The organism is Nocardia camponoti (assembly GCF_014646135.1).
Taxonomy (GTDB): domain Bacteria; phylum Actinomycetota; class Actinomycetes; order Mycobacteriales; family Mycobacteriaceae; genus Nocardia; species Nocardia camponoti.
The window spans coordinates 1,278,605-1,293,156 of record NZ_BMMW01000001.1; the positions used below are offsets into that span (position 1 = coordinate 1,278,605).

General features: G+C 65.7%; 14 protein-coding genes and 1 pseudogene. 1 reads left to right on the forward strand and 14 read right to left on the reverse strand.

Annotation, left to right across the window (positions count from 1 at the left end; genetic code table 11):
- Positions 1–226: 226 nt before the first annotated feature.
- From IEX78_RS05870 to IEX78_RS05880, 3 genes are all read right to left on the reverse strand, one after another.
- On the reverse strand, positions 227–2,509 hold the full coding sequence (locus IEX78_RS05870) for a polyribonucleotide nucleotidyltransferase (protein WP_188827751.1): 2,283 nt from the start codon (positions 2,507–2,509) through the stop codon (positions 227–229).
- 394 nt (positions 2,510–2,903) lie between these two features.
- Complete coding sequence (gene rpsO / locus IEX78_RS05875; RefSeq protein ID WP_188827752.1) at positions 2,904–3,173, reverse strand: 30S ribosomal protein S15; 270 nt, start codon at positions 3,171–3,173, stop codon at positions 2,904–2,906.
- A 133-nt stretch (positions 3,174–3,306) separates the two neighbouring features.
- Positions 3,307–4,290, reverse strand: a complete 984-nt coding sequence (locus IEX78_RS05880) for a bifunctional riboflavin kinase/FAD synthetase (protein ID WP_188827753.1) — start codon at positions 4,288–4,290, stop codon at positions 3,307–3,309.
- Between the two features lie 236 nt (positions 4,291–4,526).
- On the opposite strand from IEX78_RS05880, the gene IEX78_RS05885 reads away from it, so the two are divergent.
- Positions 4,527–5,183, forward strand: coding sequence for a metal-dependent transcriptional regulator (locus IEX78_RS05885; RefSeq protein ID WP_188828263.1), 657 nt, complete (start codon positions 4,527–4,529; stop codon positions 5,181–5,183).
- Here IEX78_RS05885 and IEX78_RS05890 read toward each other — a convergent pair.
- The 11 genes and pseudogenes from IEX78_RS05890 to IEX78_RS05940 all read right to left on the reverse strand — a co-directional run bounded on the left by IEX78_RS05890 (position 5,180) and on the right by IEX78_RS05940 (position 14,525).
- The gene (locus IEX78_RS05890; protein ID WP_188827754.1) at positions 5,180–6,034 is read right to left on the reverse strand and encodes a hypothetical protein; all 855 of its coding nucleotides are present in this window, start codon (positions 6,032–6,034) and stop codon (positions 5,180–5,182) included. The two genes, IEX78_RS05885 and IEX78_RS05890, sit on opposite strands and share 4 nt — an antisense overlap.
- An 87-nt stretch (positions 6,035–6,121) precedes the next feature.
- Positions 6,122–6,580: a hypothetical protein gene (locus IEX78_RS24600; protein WP_308426521.1), complete on the reverse strand. Its 459-nt coding sequence runs from the start codon at positions 6,578–6,580 to the stop codon at positions 6,122–6,124.
- A gap of 78 nt (positions 6,581–6,658) precedes the next feature.
- Positions 6,659–7,345: pseudogene (gene truB, locus IEX78_RS24605) on the reverse strand (tRNA pseudouridine(55) synthase TruB); the annotation flags it as partial.
- Positions 7,345–8,061 (reverse strand): 4'-phosphopantetheinyl transferase Npt, encoded by a 717-nt coding sequence (gene npt / locus IEX78_RS05905; RefSeq protein ID WP_188827755.1) that lies wholly within the window; start codon positions 8,059–8,061, stop codon positions 7,345–7,347. The gene npt and the pseudogene truB, both read right to left, overlap by 1 nt.
- Before the next feature lie 44 nt (positions 8,062–8,105).
- Positions 8,106–9,044 carry a metallophosphoesterase family protein gene (locus IEX78_RS05910; protein WP_373291539.1) on the reverse strand — a complete coding sequence of 313 codons (939 nt, stop codon included), beginning with the start codon at positions 9,042–9,044 and terminating at the stop codon, positions 8,106–8,108.
- A 52-nt stretch (positions 9,045–9,096) separates the two neighbouring features.
- On the reverse strand, positions 9,097–10,056 hold the full coding sequence (locus IEX78_RS05915) for a TIGR03557 family F420-dependent LLM class oxidoreductase (RefSeq protein ID WP_188828264.1): 960 nt from the start codon (positions 10,054–10,056) through the stop codon (positions 9,097–9,099).
- Positions 10,057–10,570: 514 nt separating this feature from the next.
- Positions 10,571–11,554 carry a DUF4862 family protein gene (locus IEX78_RS05920; protein WP_188827757.1) on the reverse strand — a complete coding sequence of 328 codons (984 nt, stop codon included), beginning with the start codon at positions 11,552–11,554 and terminating at the stop codon, positions 10,571–10,573.
- A complete protein-coding gene (locus IEX78_RS05925; RefSeq protein WP_188827758.1) occupies positions 11,551–12,279 on the reverse strand; it encodes a fumarylacetoacetate hydrolase family protein in 729 nt (242 codons plus the stop codon). Before IEX78_RS05925 ends, IEX78_RS05920 begins: the two co-directional genes overlap by 4 nt.
- 2 nt (positions 12,280–12,281) lie before the next feature.
- Positions 12,282–13,031 carry an amino acid ABC transporter ATP-binding protein gene (locus IEX78_RS05930; protein ID WP_188827759.1) on the reverse strand — a complete coding sequence of 250 codons (750 nt, stop codon included), beginning with the start codon at positions 13,029–13,031 and terminating at the stop codon, positions 12,282–12,284.
- Positions 13,028–13,726: an amino acid ABC transporter permease gene (locus IEX78_RS05935; RefSeq protein WP_188827760.1), complete on the reverse strand. Its 699-nt coding sequence runs from the start codon at positions 13,724–13,726 to the stop codon at positions 13,028–13,030. The genes IEX78_RS05930 and IEX78_RS05935 overlap by 4 nt, the downstream gene beginning before the upstream one ends.
- Before the next feature lie 4 nt (positions 13,727–13,730).
- The gene (locus tag IEX78_RS05940) at positions 13,731–14,525 is read right to left on the reverse strand and encodes a transporter substrate-binding domain-containing protein (protein WP_188827761.1); all 795 of its coding nucleotides are present in this window, start codon (positions 14,523–14,525) and stop codon (positions 13,731–13,733) included.
- Positions 14,526–14,552 lie beyond the last annotated feature (27 nt).

Consider the following 14,552-nt stretch of genomic DNA (forward strand, 5'->3'; position numbering starts at 1 on the left):
AAACAACCGACGCGCCGACTCCAAAGCTGATGCGCGGCGCGGAGGCGCATGAGCGTGTCGTCGGCGCGGGGAGGCGCTGTGTCGGGCAACACTAGGACAACAAAGGTTGCATCATCGTTGCGTGCCCGTGATGCAGACCACTTTACTGCGTATCGGGCGCGGGAACAAAACGAACAGCGCCCCGGACCAGGTCCGGGGCGCTGCGAGTCTGGCTGACTACCGCTGATTACTCAGCGACGGTCTCGGAAACCTCGACGGCTTCGGCGGGAGCCTCAGCGGCCGCGTCGCCATCTTCGACCGGGACCAGCGAGATCTTGCCTCGGTTGTCGATGTCGGCGATCTCAACGCGCAGCTTGTCGCCCACGTTGACCACGTCTTCAACCTTGGCGACGCGCTTGCCGTTGCCCAGCTTCGAGATGTGGACCAAACCGTCGCGGCCCGGCAGGAGCGAAACGAACGCGCCGAAGGCGGTGGTCTTGACGACCGTGCCGAGGAAGCGCTCGCCGACCTTGGGCAGCTGCGGGTTGGCGATGGCGTTGATCGCGTCGATCGCGGCCTGGGCCGACGGGCCGTCGGTCGCACCGACGAACACGGTGCCGTCATCTTCGATGGAGATGTTGGCGCCGGTGTCCTCGGTGATCTGGTTGATCGTCTTGCCCTTGGGCCCGATGACCTCGCCGATCTTGTCGACCGGGATCTTGATGGCCGTGACGCGCGGGGCGTACGGGCTCATCTCATCCGGGTCGGCGATGGCTTCGGCCATCACGTCGAGGATCGTGGTGCGGGCGTCGTGCGCCTGGTTGAGCGCACCGGCGAGCACCTGCGACGGGATGCCGTCGAGTTTGGTGTCGAGCTGCAGCGCGGTGACGAAGTCGCGCGTTCCGGCGACCTTGAAGTCCATGTCGCCGAACGCGTCTTCGGCGCCAAGGATGTCGGTGAGGGCCACGTAGCGGACCTCATCCTCACCCTTGTCGTTGGTGACGGTGTCGGAAACGAGACCCATCGCGATACCCGCGACCGGCGCCTTCAGCGGCACACCGGCGTTGAGCAGCGACAGCGTGGACGCGCAGACCGAGCCCATCGAGGTAGAACCGTTGGAGCCCAACGCTTCCGAGACCTGACGGATGGCGTACGGGAACTCTTCCTGCGACGGCAGCACCGGAACAAGCGCACGCTCAGCGAGTGCGCCGTGGCCGATTTCGCGACGCTTCGGCGAACCGACGCGACCGGTCTCACCGGTGGAGAACGGCGGGAAGTTGTAATGGTGCATGTAGCGCTTGGTGGTCTCCGGGCCGAGCGAGTCGACCTGCTGAGCCATCTTCACCATGTCGAGGGTGGTGACGCCCATGATCTGGGTCTCGCCACGCTCGAACAACGCCGAACCGTGGGCGCGCGGAATCACGTCGACCTCGGCGGAAAGCTCACGGATGTCGGCAAGACCACGACCGTCGATACGGAAACCGTCGGTCAGAATGCGCTGGCGCACAAGCTTTTTGGTGACCGAGCGGAACGCGGCACCCAGTTCCTTCTCACGACCGGCGAAGTCCTCGCCCAGTCGCGCGAGCACGTCGGCCTTGATCTGGTCGATCTTGGCTTCGCGATCCTGCTTGTCGGCGATCGACAGCGCCTCGTTCAGCTCACGCTTGGCGGTGCCTTCGACAGCCTCGAACACATCGGGGCCGTACGGCGGGAACAGCGGGAATTCCTCGGTGGGCTTCGCGGCGAGCGCGGCGAGGTCGGCCTGGGCGCGCACGAGGCGGGCGATGAACGGCTTGGCCGCTTCCAGACCCTCGGCGACGACAGCCTCGGTCGGCGCGGTGGCGCCGCCTTCGACGAGCGCGATGACCTTCTCGGTGGCCTCGGCTTCGACCATCATGATGGCGACGTCGCCGGTGTCGGTGACGCGGCCAGCGACGACCATGTCGAACGTGGCGTCTTCGAGCTGCTCAACGGTCGGGAACGCGACCCACTGGCTGCCGATCAGCGCGACGCGAACGCCGCCGATCGGGCCGGAGAACGGCAGGCCAGCAAGCTGGGTGGACGCCGACGCCGCGTTGATCGCGACCACGTCGTACAGGTCGGCCGGGTCAAGCGACAGCACGGTGACGACGACCTGGATCTCGTTGCGGAGACCGTCAACGAAGGTGGGACGAAGCGGCCGGTCGATCAGGCGACAGGTAAGGATCGCGTCGGTGGAAGGACGACCTTCGCGACGGAAGAACGAGCCGGGGATGCGACCCGCGGCGTACATGCGCTCTTCAACGTCGACCGTGAGCGGGAAGAAGTCGAAGTGATCCTTGGGGTGCTTACCGGCGGTGGTCGCCGAAAGCAGCATGGTCTCGTCGTCAAGGTAAGCGGCGACCGAGCCTGCGGCCTGCCTGGCGAGACGGCCAGTCTCAAACCGGATGGTGCGGGTGCCGAAGTCACCGTTGTCGATCAGGGCGACCGATTCGAAAACTCCGGGTTCGACCTCAACCGCGGTCGAAGGGCGTTCAGTTGTCTGCGTCATATTTCTCTCTCAACCTCTCGTCTCGTCGGCGCGCTTGGCCTGCCCTCGTAGCGAGGCGTCGCGTACCGACTGTCGTCAGTCGTGGGAGTTCCCGGCCCCGTTCGTCGTGGAGGCGGCCGTCGATTGAAGCCGGGCGGCGAGCACAACTCGCCGCCGCCAGGCCACTACCGAAGACCGACGCCACGCGGGTTGGAACACCCACGGCTGTCACACGTTGTTCGTGTCGGGAACCCGTTGGTCCCCGAAAACACAAATAGCCAACAGCGAGAAGCATACTTCTCGCTGTTGGCTATTAGGTCACGGCCTTAGGTCACGGCTTCGAATAGATCGGGCGAGGCTCATCCCCGCGAGCGCGGGGAGCACGATTACCCGACCGCAGCCGTGCTGGGCCATATTACCGACGCAGGCCGAGGCGCTCGATGAGCGAACGGTAGCGCGCGATGTCATTGGCCTGCAGGTACTTCGACAGGCGACGACGACGACCGATCAGGGCCAGCAGGCCGTGGCGGGTGTGGTGGTCGTGCTTGTGGGTCTTGAGGTGCTCGGTCAGGTCCGAGATCCGCTTCGACAGCAGCGCGATCTGCGCCTCCGGCGAGCCGGTGTCGGTGGGGTGAAGACCGTATTCGGCGAGGATCGCCGACTTCTGCTCAGTGGTCAGGGCCATGTGGCTCGACTCCTTGTTTTTCAGTCCGCGCTCGAAGTGCCGGTTACCCGGAGCGGGCGCCACCGCGGACCGCAGCAAACCCGAAGAGCCACTTTACGCGATTGTGACGCCGTGCCCGAAATCGGGGTCGCGGTTAGGCGCGCTCGGTGGCAGCGTCGGCCTCGGCGAGGATTTCACGCGCTTTCGCCACGTCACGGCCCATTTCTTCGACAAGCTCGTCGACGGAGTCGAACTTGCGCATGCCGCGCACCTGCTCGACGAAGTCGACGGCGACGTGCTCGCCGTACAGGTCGGCGTCGGCGTCGATAACGAAGGCTTCGACCGTGCGCGCCCGACCGGAGAACGTGGGGTTGGTGCCGACCGAGATCGCGGCCATCGCGCGCTTACCCGGCACGACAGTCCCGAGCGCGGGACCGGGGTCGAGGACGGTGAACCAGCCCGCGTACACGCCGTCGGCGGGGATGCCAGCGTGCATCGGCGGGGCGATGTTGGCGGTGGGAAAGCCCAGCTCGCGACCGCGTTTGTCGCCGTGGACGACAACACCTTCGACGCGATGCGGGCGGCCGAGCGCCTCTGCGGCCGCGGCCATGTCGCCCGCGTCGACGCACGCGCGAATATAGGTGGAAGAGAAGGTGACCGCGTGCTCGCCAAGCAGCGTGACGCCGTCGACGGCGAAGCCGAACCGCTCCCCCAGCTCGCGCATGGTGTCGACGGTGCCCGCCGCTTTTTTGCCGAAGGTGAAGTTGTCACCAACGACAACCTCACTCACGTGCAGTCGCTCAACGAGCAGGTCGTCCACGTATTCCGACGGGGTGAGCTTCATAAACTCATGCGTGAACGGCATCACGCAGAACACGTCGATGCCCAGCTCTTCGGCGAGTTCCGCGCGACGGGTGAGCGTGGTGAGCTGGGCGGGATGCGAACCGGGCCGCACGACTTCCATCGGGTGCGGGTCGAACGTCATCAGCACGGCAGGGACGTCTCGTTCCTTCGCCGCCGCGACCGCGCGACTGATGAGTTGCGCGTGCCCGCGATGCACGCCGTCGAACACGCCGATGGTAAGGACGCAGCGTCCCCAATCAGCGGGGACCTCGTCGAGACTTCGCCACCTCTGCACAGAGCGAAGCCTACGCAAAACGCCCCGCGAACAGAATTCCGGCGTGCGCTCCTGACGGCGGGTCTGACCGTGGCACGCCGACGGTGTCCGCTGCCGATGTGTGAATGTTGGCCAGGTCTGCCTAACATTGCAGGGTGCCAGGTAAACGAGACGTCGCCACCCGTCGCGCGCTGACGCAACCCGGTGAGCAGGGCGAACTCGACCCTGCCAACCCCGAAACCAGTGTCGCGCCCGATCTGTCGTCGGTGGCCCAGGACTATTTGAAATGCATTTGGACCGCACAGGAGTGGTCGCAGGAGAAGGTGTCGACGAAGCTGCTCGCCGAGCGGATGGGCGTTTCGGCGTCGACGGTCTCGGAAGCGGTGCGCAAGCTGTCCGACCAGGGTTTGGTTGAGCACGCGCGGTACGGGTCGATCACGTTGACGTCGCAGGGTCGGCGCGCGGCGATCGAGATGGTGCGTCGCCACCGGTTGATCGAGACGTTCCTCGTGAACGAATTAGGTTACGGCTGGGACGAAGTGCACGACGAAGCTGAGATTCTTGAGCACGCGGTGTCGGAGTTGTTGATGTCGCGCATCGACGCGAAACTGGGCCACCCCGACCGCGACCCCCACGGTGACCCGATCCCTTCGGTCGACGGCGACGTCCCGACCCCACCCGCCCGCAAGCTGTCGGATTTCGCGGCGGGCGAGTCGGGTCGAGTGGCTCGTATCTCGGATGCCGACCCGGCGATGCTGCGCTATTTCGACTCGGTAGGCATCGCCTTGGACACGTTGATCACCGTGGAAGAGCGTCGCGATTTCGCGGGCACGATCGCGGTGCGCCTCGCTGCGGCTGACGGCCCAACCGAGTTGGGAACGCTTGCGGCCGAAGCGATTTGGTTGACTGCCTAGCAGTTGCTGAAGTACGTGCGCAGGGCAGGAGGGACTCCCTCGCGCTCGGCTGCCGACCAGCAGATGTCGTGAGGGAAGATCGTGTAGGTCTGCCAGCGGCCGGGGACGCGGGTCACGAGGCGCTGGTTGTCGCCCGGAGTGTCCCAGCGGATCACCGCCCACTTGCCGTCGCACTTATCGATCGTCGCGACCGGGGATGGGTTGACACCGAGTTCCGTCTCGATCGTTGCCTCGTCGCAGACGCCGACCTGGGGTTGCACATCGTTGAACCGCAGTTTCCCGGTCGCGGTGTCGCCTGGATTGACCAGGAAAATCGTGTGCATTCCTTCGGGGACCGGGCTGGTGCCGGGCGGGGCGGTCATGCCGAGGTAGTAGCAGCCGGTTTCGGCGGTGAAGCTCACCTTGCCTTGCATGTTGGTCACGCCGTCGAGGCGCTTGACTTCGGACGTCTCGCCGAGGGGGATGTCGTGAGTCGCGGGATCGCAGGGGCGTTGGAGTGAAAGGCGAACGGAGACACCGGGAACCGGGCTGCCGCCGAGCGTCACGGTGGTGACTTCGATGGTGCCGTTTCCAGCGGGTTTCGTTGTCGGGCCGCTTGGCTGGCCGGGCGCAGCCGGAGGGGACGCGACGGTGGGCGGCACGGACGCGGGCGCACCGGGCACGGGCGGTTGTGCGGGTGTCGCCGCACTGGTGATTACGGGAGTTGTTGCGGCACTGGGTGTTCCGACCGTCGTGGTGCGCGGGGTGCCCGCTTGCGATGACGAGGACGGAGCGTCACCGCCGCCGCACCCGGCGAGAACCGTTGTCGCACAAGCGAGTGCGATGAGCCAGGACTTTCTGAATGCCGTCACGATTCACCCTTCCCGATGACCATACGCAATGGCTATCGGTGGGCGCACCGTGCGTGTTAGGGGTTGCCTAGGCCCCTGAACAGGGACTCAGTCGCCCATCCCCTTGGGTCGCACCAACATGACCGACGCGGCCCGCTTGCCGCTTTCCTGGAGCAACGCGATCGCGCGACCGGTGGGGTCGATCGCGGCGTAGACGCCCTTGATGCCGATGGGGTCTAGCCAGCGGCCCTCGCGGAGGTCAGTGGCCTGGACATCGGTGATGTCGCGGGTCGGGAACGCGGTACTGACGGCCGTATCGATGTCGAGACTCAGCAGCGAGGGTGTTGGCTCAGCGTGCGCGGGGGCGACAGGACTGCTAGCACCTGCCCGCCCGCCAGCTTCGGCGGTCGGACCGCTGTCAGCAGATTCGGGGGTGCCCGTACTACGGGGCGCGGCGTCCACTTCTGGCGTAGCCGAGGCCACCAGCGGGGCGATGGGGCGCGCATCGCTGCCAGCGGATTCCGGGTCACCCGCGTCAAGGAAGGTGGCAGGTCCGGCGGCGTCCACTTCTGGCGTAGCCGGTGCGCTCGGAAGCGCATCGGAGGTTGGGTCCGTTGGGGGCGGGTCCAATACATCGGCGATGGTCGCCAATTCCTCAAGCGTGCGCGCGTGTTCGAGGGTGAACGGGCCGACGCGCGTCCGCCGCAACGCCGTCAAATGGCCGCCGACGCCCAACGCCGCGCCCAAATCGCGAGCTAGCGCGCGAATGTAGGTGCCGGACGAGCAGTCGACCTCCACATCCAAGTCGACGAAGTCGCCCTCGTCGCGCCGGGCCAGCACATCGAAGCGCGACACCGTCACCGGCCGCGCCGCCAACACCACTTCCTCACCAGCACGTGCCCGCGCATACGCCCGCTCGCCATCGATCTTGATCGCGCTCACCGTCGCGGGAACCTGCTGGATATCGCCGGTCAGCTTCGCGATTTCGGCGGCGATCACCTCGTCGGTCACGCGCGCGGCAGACGTGGTCGCGGTGACCTCACCGTCGGCGTCATCGGTCATCGTCGACTGCCCAAGCCGGATCGTCGCCGTGTACGACTTCGTCGTCAAAATCAACTGCCCAAGCAGTTTCGTCGCCCGCTCAACACCGAGCACGAGCACCCCGGTCGCCATCGGGTCCAACGTCCCGGCGTGCCCAACCTTCTTGGTGCGCAACAACTTTCGTCCACGCGCCACCACGTCATGGCTCGTCATGCCCGATTCTTTGTCCACGATCACGAGCCCGCCGAGCTCGTTGACGAGGGGCCGCCGTCGCGGCTGGTTGCGCCCCATCAGCCGTGCGCGATCGCGGTCATGATCAGCCCATCGGCGATCCGCCACCGGCCGTCGAACGAAACCAGCGGTGCGCCACCGTCTTTCGTCGTGCCGGGAATCAACAACTCCGCATGGAACGTGCCCGCGCCCGAATCGGAAGTGGCACTGTCGATCTCAAAGGTGATGTGCGCGTCTTCAAAACCCAACCAGCGCAATGTGAGGGGAAACCACGCCTTGTACGTTGCCTCTTTCGCGCAAAAAAGCAGGCGATCGAGGTGCAGGTCCGACGACGTTGTCGTCAACCACTCACGTTCGGCCGCAAGCGAAACCGAATCGAGCACGCCATCGGGCAGCGGTCCGTGCGGTTCGGCGTCAATGCCAACCGACCGGAACCGCAGCGAGTGCGCCAACGCGGCGGCCCGGTACCCGTCGCAGTGGGTCAAACTCCCGACGATCCCGCGCGGAAACAGCGGCATCCCCCGCTCACCTTTGCCGATCGCGACGGGCGCTTCGCCCAACTCACGCAGGGCTTCGCGCGCGCAGTGCCGGGCACCGATGAAGTCGCGACGCCGCTTCTCGACCGAATTCGCGATCAGGTGTTCCTCGGCCGGGTGCGCGGTGAGCCCATCGGGGTAGGCGAACAGCTCCGCGGCGACGACCCCGGACGGCAGGATCGAGCCCAGTCCCGCCGCGACGTGTGGGGCCGCCGACTGGCCGCCCGGTGAGTTACCCATACGCCAACGAAATCAGTCGACCACGATCGGCGCAAATCCCCAGCTCAGACCCCACGTCGACGCTCAGCTTTGGCCCGCATCTCAGCGGCGGCCGCTTCCATTTCCGGCGTGACCTTGAAGTGGCCGCCCCACTCGTTGAGGTCGCCGTCGGCATAGACCGGTTCGGGCAGGATCTGGCGCAGCAGCGGGTCGGGCATGCCGCGCCGCTTCCATTCGCGCGGATAGCCGAGCGACACCTCTTCGAAGCGCACGCCGTCGTAGTAGGTGGTGCGCGGAATGTGGAGGTGGCCGTAAACCGAGCACACGACGTTGTAGGTGCGATGCCAGTCGGCGGTGCGGTCGGTGCCGCACCACATCGAGAATTCGGGGTAGAACAGGATGTCGGTTGGCTGCCTGACCAGCGGAAAGTGGTTAATCAGCACGACGGGCGCGTCGCCGAGCGCGTCGAGTCGCCGCTTGGTGTACTGAACGCGGGCGTGGCACCAGGCGTCGCGGGTGAGGTACGGATCGGGGGTCAGCAGGAACTCGTCGGTGGCGACGACATTGCGTTCCCGCGCGACCGCGAGCCCTTCGGCCTTCGTCGACGTGCCCGCGGGCAGCCACGAGTAGTCGTACAGGAGGAACATCGGGGCGAGCGTGACCTGCCCGCCGAATGCTTCCGCGCCCGGGCCGGTCCACACGGGGAATGGGTCTTCGGGCGTCACGACGTCGAGGTCGCGGCACAGCGCGACGAGGTAGTCGTAGCGCGCTGCCCCGTGCATCTGCACCGGGTCCTTGGGCGTCGTCCACAGCTCGTGGTTGCCAGGCACCCAGATCACCTTCGCGAACCGCTCACGCAACAACCCGAGCGCCCACCGCACCTCGTCGGCCTTCTCGCCGACGTCGCCCGCGACAATCAGCCAGTCTTCCGGCGAGTCGGCCTGGATGCTCTCAACGACCGGCTTGTTGCCTTGATGCCCGATGTGCACATCACTGACCGCCATCACCTTCGGAATCACGGTTCCAGATTGGCATACCGGCGAAGAGCGGTTGCGATCACGCCAACTTCCGCAGTGCCCCGTCCAGCTCGCTTTGGTAGAAGTCGAAGAACGCGTCCATGTTCGGGCCGACGTTCATCAAGGCGATCCGGTCGTACCCCGCGTCGCGGGCCGTGCGGACCACGTCGACGTAGTCGCTCGGGTCGTTGCCGCAGACCATCGCGGCGCGCATGTCCGAGGCGCGGACGGTGGTCGACGCGGCGGCGAAGTTGGCCGGGTTGGGCAGCTCAGACATCACCTTCCATCCGCCGAGCGCGAAGCGGTTGGTCCTCAGCGCCGCTTCCGCGCCAGCCTCTGGCGTGTCGGCGTAGGCGACGCCGATTTCCAGGTAGCGCGGACCGTCACCGCCGGCATCCTGGTACGCCCGTACCAGGGCGGGGTCGGGTTCGACGGCGAACATCGCGCCGCCCAGTTCCGCGGCGATCTCGGCGGCGCGATGCCCGCCCGCCGCGACCGCGATCACGGGCGGCGTCTCGGGCAAGTCCCACACCCGCGCGTCCGCCAGCGACAGATATTCGCCGTAGTAGCTGCGGTAACCGCCCTGCCACAGCAGCCTGATGATCTCCAACGCCTCACGCAGCATGTGATGCCGAATCGGGGTCGGCGGGAAACCCTCGTCGACGATGTGCTCATTGAGCCGCTCACCAGCGCCGATGCCGAGCGTGAAACGACCGTCGGAGAGGATCGCGGTGGTCGCGGCGGCCTGGGCGATGATGGCGGGGTGGTAGCGGATGATCGGGCACGTCACGCCGGTTGCCAGCCCGATGCGGTCGGTGCGCTCAGCAATCGCGCCGAGCGTGCTCCACGCGAACGGCGAGTGCCCCTGGACGTCGAGCCACGGGTGAAAGTGGTCGCTCATCTCGACGAAATCAAAGCCGACCTGCTCGGCGCGGACGGCCTGACGCACGATGTCTTTCGGGCTGAAAGCCTCAGCGATCAGTTTGAAGCCGATCTGCATGGCGAACCCCTTCGCGGCGCGGCCGAGGACGTCGGCCAACGTTGAGCCTCGGGCGGTGCCGAGCGCGTCAGCAATCGGTGTAGTGACGCGATCCCGGCAGCGCAAGACTAGCCGCTAGCTCGCCGAACCTTCGATACTGAGCCGAAGTCGAGAGGAACCTGTCGGCGCACGGTGACCATTCAGCAACATTGCGGTGGGCTGGACCGAAAGTGATTGCGACGCAGGGCAATTGGACGACGCCGAGCCACGCGGGTGATAGGCGGAAATCCGGCCAGTGGCGAGCGGGGCGGTGTGGTCGACACGGGGGTTGGCCCGGCGCCACCCATTCGAGGGCGTGAGCGGGGCGAATCGACGGGTGACGGGCGCGGCCACCTCGGCGCGGCCGGATATGTCGCGGCGGCCTAGCACCACCAATTCGATGGCGTCAGCAGCGCGAATCGACAGGTGACGGGCGCGCGGCCACCTCGGCGCGCGGGCATAGTCGCGATGGCCCAGCGCCACCCATTCGATGGCGTCAGCAGCATGAATCGACAGGTGACGGGCGCGCGGCCACCTCGGCGCGGGCTTCCAATCGCGCGGCGCGGACCCAGCACAATGTGCGCGCGACCGTCGCGATTCGGGTCGCGACGTCGGCGCCCACGGGGGCCGACACCTTCACGCCCAGAAACGGGACTGACCCTGCGGCGGCCAGTGCCGTGGTTGCCGTTGCCAGGTCCAGTTCGGACGATGGGCAAATCGGGCGTGGTGGGGCGTGGCAGTCGTCCCATGCTGGGCCGTAGGGCGTCGCGATGGGCGAGCAGCCCGACAAAGTGAGGCCCGCGAGCAATCCCGCCGAGCGCACCAACGCGATGTGGCCGAGTACCCCGTCGACCGAGCGCTGTTCCACCATCGACCTGCCCCAATTCAGCAGGATGCCGAAGTCGGTGCCGGTCCGTTCGCGCGCTAAGGCGACCGCCTCCACCTCCGTTTCTAGCGGCAGAAAGCCTTTCACCACCGGCCGCGCGGCCATCGGCGCATCGCAGTGTTCGACAACCAATCGCGCTCCATTCCAATCGAATTCGGCCAGTTCGAGCAGCGACCGAGCGAGTGCTGTCGCACTCGACCCACCCGCGAGCGAGCGCGGAGCCGAATACAGCGTGACCGCGCGAACCACCCGCGCACCCGCCGCGTCGTGACAGCGCCGAACCACATCGGCGACGTGGCCAACACGCTGTACCGCGGCGGCCCGACCCGCGTCGTCGAGCGACGCGAGTCCATTGCGCGCGTCACGTTCGACGTGGTTCATCGTGTCGGGAATCGTGGTGATCACGTAGTCACGGCGCGTGTGCACGCGACGCAACAGCCAGCGCTCGTCACCAGCCGAAAGCGCACCCGCATAGGGGATTTCCAGGCCGCCAACGCCGGGGAGTCTGGTGATCGCGTCGAGGAACCGCCCATGCTGGTCACGGTCGGTCGTCGGCGGCGCCGCGTTGTAGGCGCTAACGATCCAGTTGCTCATTGTGCTTGTCCCACAGTGACTTCGGACTGTGGGCAGCGTTCGGACACCGCTTCGACAACGGGATTGCGCAAGGTGGCGACACCCGGCAGCGTCACTTCGACAATGTCGCCTTCGCCAATTGGTGTGTCAGGTCCGTCGGGGGTGCCGGTCAAGATCAGGTCGCCCGGGTAGAGCGTCATGAACTCCGAACAGAACATCACCAGTTCGGCGGGCGAGAACCACATTCGGTCAATCCTCGCCCGCTGCACCACCTTTCCGTTGACCCGCGTCGTCAACTCACGCTCAGCAAGACCAGGCAGCGCATCAAGGGCGACAACCTCCGGCCCAAGCGGGCAGAACGAGTCGACGCTCTTCCCTCGCGTCGACTGCCCGTCCGCGTCTTGCCAGGCGCGAATCGACACGTCGTTGGCCAGGCACACTCCCGCCAACGCGGCGAGCGCGGCCGATTCCGTGCGCACCGACCGCACCCGCGTGCCGACAACCAACGCCAGCTCCCCCTCACACACCGCGGTGACCGACGCTGGCACGACGATCTGCTCGTCATGCCCGATCACGCTGTTGGCGAACTTCCCGAAGATCAGCGGGATGCGCGCTGGATCACGCGCTGTCTCATCACCATTCGCGCGATAGTTGCGCCCAATGCCGATGAGGCTGCCGGGCAACGTCACTCCCGACGCCAGCACCGCGACCCTGCGCGAATCCGACTGTGGCGGGACAAAATCCACTCTCAATGGCTAAGCCTCGACGCGTACGACTGCAATCGCGGATGCGCGAACACCTCATCAGGCGGACCTTCGGCGACGATCCCACCGTTTTCCATGAAGATCACCCGGTCAGCGACCTCGCGGGCGAATTTCATCTCATGCGTCACGATCATCATCGTCATCCCCGACCGCGCGAGTTCGGTCATCAACTCAAGCACCTCGCCAACCAGTTCGGGGTCGAGCGCCGACGTCGGTTCGTCGAACAAAATCGCCTTCGGTTCCATCATCAGCGCCCGACAAATCGCAACGCGCTGCTGCTGCCCACCCGACAAATCCGCCGGATACGCGTGCGCTTTCTCACCTAGCCCAACCGATTTCAGCTTGGCAAGCGCCGCCGCGACGGCCTCATCGCGCTTACGCCCGTTGACCACGGTCGCGCCCTCAAGCAGGTTGCCCAGCACCGTCCGATGCGGCCACAGATTGAACTGCTGAAACACCATCGCGATCTCGCGCCGCAGCCAGGTGAGCCGGAACTGATCAAGCAGCCCCAGCTTCCCGCGCTTGTTCGGCGTGTATTCGACTGTGCGGCCGCCGATTTCAATGCGCCCACTGTCGGGCACCTCAAGCATGTTGACGCACCTCAACAGCGTGCTCTTGCCCGAACCGCTCGGCCCGATCACCGCGACCACTTCACCGGGCAGCACCTTGAGGCTCAACTCGCGCAACACCACGTTGTCGCTGTAACTCTTTGTCAGCGAGGTAATTTCGATCATGCTGGCGTTCCCAACGTCATCCGTTTCGATGCGGCCGCGCCCATCTTGCGGCCGGTGCGCCGTTCGACGATCACCTGCAAACCCATCAGCAGGCTTGTCATCGCCATGTACAGCACCGCGACAACACCCAGCGTCTCGGTGACGTTGTAGGTCGCGTTGTATGCCTTCTGCCCCTGCAACATCAGGTCAGGCACGGTAATGACCGACACCTGCGCCGATTCCTTGAGCATGATGACGCAGTTGTTGATGTAGGGCGGCGTCATGAGGCGAAGCGCCTCCGGCAGGGTGACCCGCCGAAACTTTTGCAGCGGGTTCATCCCGATCGATTCAGCCGCTTCGAGATGTCCGCGATCAACGGCACTCAAGCCCGCGCGAATGATCTCGGAGAAGAACGACGCCGAGTTCAAACTCATCGCGATCAGACCCGCGGTGAAGGCGTCGAAAGTGAGTCCGAACGGCTGCGTGTAATAGAAGAAGAACAGCGAAAGCATCAGGGGCAGACCACGAAAGAACCACACATACGTCGCGGCGAACGTGCGCAACACGGCAAAGCGTGACAGCCGCGCGAGCGCGAGCAGGTAGCCAAGCAAGCTCGCGCACACGATCGCCGACAACACGATGGTCAACGTGGTCCACGCGCCCTCAAGCAGGAACGGGAGGTACTCGCGGGCGACGGAACCGGGTGCCGAATCCATCGGGTTATGCCTTCGGCAGGTCGATCGGGTGGCCGAACCACTTCTCCTGCAAGCGCTTTAGCGTCCCGTCGGACCACATCGCCGCGATGGCCGCGTCGAACTTCGCCTTGAGTCCGGCCTTGTCTTCCTTGGGCAGGCCGACGCCAGCGGGCATCATCGCGTGAACGTTGCCGACGATCTTGACCTCGCTGCCCTTCGGCGAGTTCTTGACGAAGTCCTCAGCGGCGATGCGGCCAGCGGCGAAGACCTCGACGCGGCCTGCGGCGACGTCGGCGAATCCCTCAGGGGCGCCGGGGTATTCCTTCAACTCGGCATATCCGCCGACCTTCTGGACCACCGTCTGCGTTGCCGAACCGCCGATCACACCGACGTTCAGACCCGAAAGTTGGGTGATGTCTTTGACTTTGGTGTTGTCGGCCTTCACGACCGCCACGGTGCCGTCGGCGAGGTAGGGCTCGGAGAAGGTGATCGACTGCTTGCGCTGGTCGGTCATCGTGAGCCCCGACATCACCGCGTCGAACTTGCCCGCGTTGAGACCAGGCAGGAGGCCTGAGAGCTGCCCGGAGACGAACTCGACGTCGTAACCAGCACGTTTTGCGATCTCGGTGCCCGCTTCAATGTCATAGCCGGTGAGTTTGCCGCCGTCCGAGAACGTGATCGGACGGAAGGTGCCGCTGGTCGCGATCACCAATTTCGGCTTGCCAGAAGCGGATTCGTCAGAGTCACCACATGCGGTGGCGACGAGCGAAAGCACGGCCATTGCGGTGGCCGCGGCCACCTTGTTCTTCCATCGGAACATCAGCTACTCCACATGCATCAGGTGAGT